This is a genomic window from uncultured Candidatus Kuenenia sp. (genome assembly GCF_900696675.1).
Classification (GTDB): domain Bacteria; phylum Planctomycetota; class Brocadiia; order Brocadiales; family Brocadiaceae; genus Kuenenia; species Kuenenia stuttgartiensis_A.
Genome location: NZ_CAADGZ010000150.1, coordinates 1 through 7,422 on the forward strand (window position 1 = coordinate 1; position 7,422 = coordinate 7,422).

7 protein-coding genes and 2 pseudogenes are annotated in these 7,422 nt (G+C 41.6%); 8 read left to right on the top strand and 1 reads right to left on the bottom strand.

Annotated elements, in window-relative coordinates; all coding sequences use genetic code 11:
* Positions 1–1,468, bottom strand: a pseudogene (locus QZT26_RS15335) (IS1380-like element ISCku9 family transposase); the annotation flags it as partial.
* A gap of 172 nt (positions 1,469–1,640) precedes the next feature.
* Between QZT26_RS15335 and QZT26_RS15340 the strand changes: the two are divergent.
* The 8 genes and pseudogenes from QZT26_RS15340 to QZT26_RS15375 form a co-directional block, all read left to right on the top strand.
* A complete protein-coding gene (locus QZT26_RS15340; protein ID WP_295103394.1) occupies positions 1,641–2,258 on the top strand; it encodes an acyltransferase family protein in 618 nt (205 codons plus the stop codon).
* Positions 2,259–2,331: 73 nt separating this feature from the next.
* Complete coding sequence (locus QZT26_RS15345) at positions 2,332–2,520, top strand: hypothetical protein (RefSeq protein ID WP_099326263.1); 189 nt, start codon at positions 2,332–2,334, stop codon at positions 2,518–2,520.
* A gap of 607 nt (positions 2,521–3,127) precedes the next feature.
* Positions 3,128–3,568, top strand: a complete 441-nt coding sequence (locus tag QZT26_RS15350) for a hypothetical protein (RefSeq protein WP_230405684.1) — start codon at positions 3,128–3,130, stop codon at positions 3,566–3,568.
* 242 nt (positions 3,569–3,810) lie between these two features.
* Positions 3,811–4,104, top strand: a complete 294-nt coding sequence (locus QZT26_RS15355) for a type II toxin-antitoxin system RelE/ParE family toxin (RefSeq protein WP_099326265.1) — start codon at positions 3,811–3,813, stop codon at positions 4,102–4,104.
* Between the two features lie 18 nt (positions 4,105–4,122).
* Positions 4,123–4,440, top strand: a complete 318-nt coding sequence (locus QZT26_RS15360) for a HigA family addiction module antitoxin (protein WP_099326266.1) — start codon at positions 4,123–4,125, stop codon at positions 4,438–4,440.
* A gap of 166 nt (positions 4,441–4,606) precedes the next feature.
* Positions 4,607–4,987, top strand: a complete 381-nt coding sequence (locus QZT26_RS15365; RefSeq protein WP_099326267.1) for a hypothetical protein — start codon at positions 4,607–4,609, stop codon at positions 4,985–4,987.
* 203 nt (positions 4,988–5,190) lie between these two features.
* A complete protein-coding gene (locus tag QZT26_RS15370) occupies positions 5,191–5,748 on the top strand; it encodes a GNAT family N-acetyltransferase (protein ID WP_157820667.1) in 558 nt (185 codons plus the stop codon).
* A gap of 206 nt (positions 5,749–5,954) precedes the next feature.
* Positions 5,955–7,422: pseudogene (locus tag QZT26_RS15375) on the top strand (IS1380-like element ISCku9 family transposase); the annotation flags it as partial.

The following is a 7,422-nucleotide window of genomic DNA, read 5'->3' on the forward strand; positions in this document are numbered from 1 at the left end:
AACCAGTCATTATATCCGAGTATTCGATATACAATCTTACGCTCTGTCTTCACTATTTGGCAGGGAATCATTATCAGGGTATTGAGAAACCGCCGAAACTCCATCTTTAACACCTGCTCTCCCCTTCCTACATTTGGCATCAACATGCCAAACCATGCCTTGAAGTTCCAGGCCAATGACGCTATTACCATGTATGCCCAGTTGCTTTCCAAATCCCTTACAGGCAACTTCATCGCATTTACCCCGTTCTTCAACTGCTCTATTACATTCTCCTGATCACACCTACCGTTTGCCAACTCTACTATCTTTTCTGCCGTCCTGTCCCTCAGTGTCGTTATATAGAAAAAATAACGAATGTCGTCAAATAATCGTTTCTGACCTTTTTCCACACTCAGATTTTTTCTCAGCACTATCACCCTATAACTCTTCTTGCATTTCTCAGGCCGATATTCAAACTCAGCCACTTGCTCACTCTCTAACCGAATATTCTTGTATTCACGTTCTTTAACTATCCGTTCTTTTATATTTTCAGGTTTCTGCCTTTCCTCTGTTTTTACCTTGTATTTCGGTTTACGCTTTAGTTCTTTCCATGCATCTTCCGGCAACTCCCCGGCTAGTTTTATTAGCCCACCTCGTGCATCCATCCCAAACACAAAGTCCACTTGCTCTGACCAGCGATCAAAATTCCCTGTCAATGAAAAGTCTGTGTCTCCCCTTAAACACAAACCCTCTCCGCATGTGGTTTTACCAAGTTTATTGCCCTGTCTATCCACTCCACTGCGCCGCTATGGCTCGGTACGTTTCCCGGACGATTCTCAATATACAACACTTCCTTCGTGTTTGCCAATGACACAATGAGTGGCGTATATCCCCATATCCCCTTGTACGATATATCCATCCCCTCTTTACATTCTCCGTATGTCCCCACTATCGTTCCATCCACATCTATCAACGCTTCTTCCAATGCCTCTTTCCGCCCTTCCTCCCACACACGCTCTCGTACCCTGTTGATAATCTCCATCAGCTTCTCAATATCATTACGGTCAAACCGCCTTGTAAAATCTCCCGCCGTTGTAGGATCAGGTATCCGCTCTGCACCCAACGCATCCAAATAGCCGCTGTCTTGCCGATGCAACTCTATGTCTTCTAACCGCACATTCCCTGAAAGCACATTGTACGCTATATTCAATATATGATCCGATTCATGATACGGTATATGCCTTTTGAGTAACTCAAGATTCTCGTCTATCTCTTTTACCAATCCACTTCTTATTGCCATTTGATGGATTACGCCTATACCACCACAGGCAATCGCCTGACTCTTCGCGGCTATCTCGTAATGAATGTTCTTTGCCGTGAACATCGGATGCTTCTGATCTCCCCATTGCTTTCTCTTTAACCGTTTCTCTATTTTCCGTTTCTTTCTTCTCAATATCTTGTTATATTTTCTTGCTGCTATTTTACTCATGCTTCGACAAGCTCAGTACAGGTCTGAAATGCCCCTTTTTCTGGTTATCGGAATTTTTACATATCACTATCTTAACCAGTAAATTCAGGCTTTTCAACCTACTTTAACTCTCTCAGATTAAAAAATTACGCTTGTTTTAGGCCTAGTATTGAGTGGTCTTAATCGACTTATAGTGCCGCATATTTTCTCTTACCCAGAAAGCCAACAGTACCTACTGCAAAGCTTCTCGTTCCTCAATTTTCTAGGCCAACTACCCGTGTTTATCATTGGCATTTTTGGCTATTTAATACTTCGAGAAAAGTATCCTCGTAAGCTAATCGCCATCGTTTGTGGGCCGCTTTTTGTCGTTCTTCTTCTGGCTTTTTTATACCCAGCTTTTAAACTTCCGAGCAATTTTATTGCTGATAAGTTGTTTAATACTCCGCACCATTTTATTGCTGGCGGGCTATTTTGTGCCTTTGCGCTTCTATTGGCTAACTGGCCTACGCAACTATTAGTAAATAAAATTACCACTACGGTTGGAAAGTTAAGTTTCAGCATGTACTTGACGCATTTTGCAATATTGACATATTTTTCTAGGCTTGGATTTAGCAACATCTTTCCAAAGTCGAATCTAGCAAGTCTTCTACACTTTCTGTGTGTTGTTTTTGCGGCCGCCGCAGTATCGTTCTTTTTCTACAAGTACATTGAAAAACCTGGCATTGCACTGGGCAAACGTTTAATCGAAAAATCTGAACAAGATGTTGCGCTAAACCCTAACCCGGCGCTCAACACGGACGCTGCGCTATAAGGCCGCGCAGCGCCGGTTAGCTCTACGTTAGATTTTACTTCATCCTATAGGGGAAATTCCCTATAATATTAACATGAGTACTTTAAAAGACAACATTGCAAAAATGATTCGTCACTTGCCGGAAGACTCCACACTGGAAGACATCCAATACCATCTTTATGTACTAGAAAAGATAAGAAAAGGCCAAGAATCCATAAAAGACGGTAAAGGTATTTCCAACGAGGAAGCCAAAGTTCGACTTTCAAAATGGATTACAAAATAATTTGGTCGCCTGACGCTTTAGAAGATATAGAGGCAATTGGGGAGTTTGTCGCAAGAGATTCTGATCTTTATGCTGAATCTACAATTCAAAAAATATTTTAAGCCCCTCAGTCGCTAATCCAACACCTCAAAATAGGCAGAGTCGTGCCAGAAGTTGGCAATGAATTTATGAGAGAATTATTTGTTTTCCAATATCGTATCGTTTATGAAATCAAAGCAAATGAGATCCATATTCTTACCGTAATACATGGAAAACGTATATTCGATAAATAAAAAATCTAACAAGCCGATGGAGATTGACGCCCAACAGCGAGTCTCCGTTCAAGCGACTGTTAAGCATAGACAGTTTATCTTATTCAAACCTGGTTGCTACTTTTGTTGAGCGCAACCCAATGAATTCCGGGGACATCATACTTAATTATTGACTTTGTTATTAGAATAGCTAAGAGGTGGTCATGTCCAGGATTGCTCGTGTGGTAATTCCAGAAGTACCGCATCATATCACTCAGCGAGGAAATCGTCGTTTGCAGACATTCTTTTTGCGATGAAGATTATGAGGCATACATAAACTTGATTGCCCAGTGGTGTACGCACTGGGACGTTGAAGTGTGGGCCTTTTGCCTGACGCCAAATCATATACACCTGAGATTGCGGTACAACCTTCTGAGAAGGCGCTTAGTCAGGTGATTGGCGAAGCGCATCGGCGCTACACGCGTCGCGTAAACTTCCTGGAAGGCTGGAGAGGGCACCTGCGGCAAGGACGTTTTGCCTCTTTCCCCATGGATAAAACCCATTTGTACTTAGCTGCACGCTATGTTGAACTGAATCCTGTCAGAGCAAAGTCGGTTAAGAAACCGCAGGAATATCGATGGAGCAGCGCATACGCATACATGCCGGGCGGGATGACCGGCTTGTGCATGTGGCTCCGTTGCTGGAGATATTTGGTAAGTGGGGTGATTTTCTTTCCAGAGGTCTATCGGATGAGGAAATCGAAGCGTTTCAATGTCACTAGCGGACAGGGAGACCTCTTGGCACGGACACTTTTATAGCCCGGCTTGAAAATGTCCCTGGACGAATACTCCATAAGCAGAAACCTGGGCCCAAGGGTATAAAAGAAAAAAAGGAATCTCCAAAATTAAGTAAGGTGTTCCCGGAATTACCCATCACATATAACATATCTTAGGTCACAGCGTCTCCGTAATTATCCAGAATTTCAAAATACATTTTACTATATATAACGGTATCCATTATAATGCGGATGTATGGGTAATGCAAAAAGAGAGGAAGCCTGGTGATACAATCATTCCATGATAAGGGGACAGAGGATATTTTTGATAGAAAAAACACCAGAGAGGCGCGTAAGACCTGTCCGCAACAAATCTGGCGAGCGGCGCAACGAAAGCTCGATCAACTTAATGGAGTTGTTTCTTTAGGTTCGCTGAAAATTCCACCGGGAAACATGCTGGAAGTTCTTAAAGATGATCGAAAGGGACAGCACAGTATACGGATTAACGATCAGTTCCGAGTTTGTTTTGTGTGGGCTGATGATGGTGTAGATAACGTCGAAATTACAGATTACCACTAAATAATAAGGAGAAAGAGTATGGTTCGTATACCAAAAAATGGTCCGCCTACGCATCCGGGCGAAATGTTATTGGAGGAATTTCTCAAACCTCTGCATATGACGCAGCGCGAGTTGGCAGAAAAGCTTGGGGTTTCATATCCGCGTGTTAATGAACTGATTCATGGAAAACGCGGGATGACTCCAGACACTGCGCTTCGTCTGGAGAAACTTTTCGGCATGGACGCACAGTTTTGGCTTAATTTGCAGTTGGCATGGGATCTCTATCATGTAACCCACTCATCAACTGCGAAGGAGATACAAAAGATAAAAAGATTGCCTGCTTTTATCCATGTCTGACCACTTCATTAAGAGAATAGAGAAAGCAAACGGGGGTCGCGCCTATATATTTTACCATTTTCAATAAGACGCTAATTTGCGCAGATTAACGCAGATACTCTTATTAAATTCAATATTTCATAACAACCTGGTCCACCGCATATATGGAAGGTAATGATAAGTAAACATGCCCATAAAACAGAATGCCATTGAAATTGTAAAAACATTGCAGGATAAAGGTTTTGAAGCCTTTTTTGCGGGCGGATGTGTGCGCGATATGATTATGAGGAGGGAATCTGCCGATTACGATATTGCCACGAATGCCCTTCCCCGGGACATTATGAATCTCTTTAAAAAAACCTTTTCCGTAGGTGCGCAATATGGCGTGGTGGTTGTTGTAAAAGATGGACATAATTTTGAGGTTGCTACATTTCGCACAGAAAAATCTTATAGTGACGGACGGCATCCGGATTATGTGTCCTTCAGCACTGCCGAAGAATACATAATAACAGGAAAGGGGTCGCATCTGGATACTCATGATCGAGCAACGACTTGTAAAAGATCATAAATTACATAAATAATTCAAGAAAATATTGTCTAATGTCCGGATGTGACCCTTATTTTCTACACGATAATTTTATATGATAATAGTGATTTTCTCAAGTTATCAGGGCAATTGATTGTGATAATCAATGGTTGGAAAGAAAAATACTCCAAAACCAATTTAACACTTAAATAAAAGTGGATATGAGTAACATAGCAATATCATTTATGGAAAAGAGAGATATTGAAGAATCAGCGAGAGTTCTCAGCGTCGCCATGACAGAAAATCCAATACACCTTGCTGTTTTTCAAAATTCTAATGAAAACGTTCGGATTGAAATTGAAAACTATTTTAAAAAACTTTTGAGCGATAAACCTGGAATAGTTTTTATCGCAAAGGCAAATCAAAATATTATCGGTGTGGTGAGAATGTGCTCGTGTTATGGGAAAAACACGATAAATGATACAGAGGTCTCTATTGATGAAACTAATATTGATTGGAGAAGAGATATTTGGATTAACGAGTGGTCTCGTCGGGATCCAAAAGATCAACATTGGCATTTAGGGCCAATTGGAGTTCTACCCACACATCAGGGAGTTGGCGTTGGTTCAATGCTTATGGAACGTTTTTGCTCAGAGGTAGATGCATGTATGGCGAACGCATATTTGGAAACAGACAAAGATGTCAATGTTGTTTTTTATCAGAAATTTGGATTTAAAACTATTTCTGAGTCTATGATATTCGGGGTTAAAAACTGGTATATGTTACGATTATCAAGATTATGATCTCATCGTAAAACAAATAACGGTGGCAAATCAAAACAGTGTTTCCATATGATATTACAACTAATCCTAAAACAAGCGTAATTTTTTAATCTGAGAGAGTTAAAGTAGGTTGAAAAGCCTGAATTTACTGGTTAAGATAGTGATATGTAAAAATTCCGATAACCAGAAAAAGGGGCATTTCAGACCTGTACTGAGCTTGTCGAAGCATGAGTAAAATAGCAGCAAGAAAATATAACAAGATATTGAGAAGAAAGAAACGGAAAATAGAGAAACGGTTAAAGAGAAAGCAATGGGGAGATCAGAAGCATCCGATGTTCACGGCAAAGAACATTCATTACGAGATAGCCGCGAAGAGTCAGGCGATTGCCTGTGGTGGTATAGGCGTAATCCATCAAATGGCAATAAGAAGTGGATTGGTAAAAGAGATAGACGAGAATCTTGAGTTACTCAAAAGGCATATACCGTATCATGAATCGGATCATATATTGAATATAGCGTACAATGTGCTTTCAGGGAATGTGCGGTTAGAAGACATAGAGTTGCATCGGCAAGACAGCGGCTATTTGGATGCGTTGGGTGCAGAGCGGATACCTGATCCTACAACGGCAGGAGATTTTACAAGGCGGTTTGACCGTAATGATATTGAGAAGCTGATGGAGATTATCAACAGGGTACGAGAGCGTGTGTGGGAGGAAGGGCGGAAAGAGGCATTGGAAGAAGCGTTGATAGATGTGGATGGAACGATAGTGGGGACATACGGAGAATGTAAAGAGGGGATGGATATATCGTACAAGGGGATATGGGGATATACGCCACTCATTGTGTCATTGGCAAACACGAAGGAAGTGTTGTATATTGAGAATCGTCCGGGAAACGTACCGAGCCATAGCGGCGCAGTGGAGTGGATAGACAGGGCAATAAACTTGGTAAAACCACATGCGGAGAGGGTTTGTGTTTAAGGGGAGACACAGACTTTTCATTGACAGGGAATTTTGATCGCTGGTCAGAGCAAGTGGACTTTGTGTTTGGGATGGATGCACGAGGTGGGCTAATAAAACTAGCCGGGGAGTTGCCGGAAGATGCATGGAAAGAACTAAAGCGTAAACCGAAATACAAGGTAAAAACAGAGGAAAGGCAGAAACCTGAAAATATAAAAGAACGGATAGTTAAAGAACGTGAATACAAGAATATTCGGTTAGAGAGTGAGCAAGTGGCTGAGTTTGAATATCGGCCTGAGAAATGCAAGAAGAGTTATAGGGTGATAGTGCTGAGAAAAAATCTGAGTGTGGAAAAAGGTCAGAAACGATTATTTGACGACATTCGTTATTTTTTCTATATAACGACACTGAGGGACAGGACGGCAGAAAAGATAGTAGAGTTGGCAAACGGTAGGTGTGATCAGGAGAATGTAATAGAGCAGTTGAAGAACGGGGTAAATGCGATGAAGTTGCCTGTAAGGGATTTGGAAAGCAACTGGGCATACATGGTAATAGCGTCATTGGCCTGGAACTTCAAGGCATGGTTTGGCATGTTGATGCCAAATGTAGGAAGGGGAGAGCAGGTGTTAAAGATGGAGTTTCGGCGGTTTCTCAATACCCTGATAATGATTCCCTGCCAAATAGTGAAGACAGAGCGTAAGATTGTATATCGAATACTCGGATATAATGACTGGTT

Coding starts and splice junctions, on each gene's coding strand:
- QZT26_RS15345 (WP_099326263.1), top strand. CDS start 2,332: ATGAGTACTTTAAAAGACAACATTGCAAAAATGATTCGTCACTTGCCG.
- QZT26_RS15360 (WP_099326266.1), top strand. CDS start 4,123: ATGGTTCGTATACCAAAAAATGGTCCGCCTACGCATCCGGGCGAAATG.
- QZT26_RS15365 (WP_099326267.1), top strand. CDS start 4,607: ATGCCCATAAAACAGAATGCCATTGAAATTGTAAAAACATTGCAGGAT.
- QZT26_RS15370 (WP_157820667.1), top strand. CDS start 5,191: ATGGAAAAGAGAGATATTGAAGAATCAGCGAGAGTTCTCAGCGTCGCC.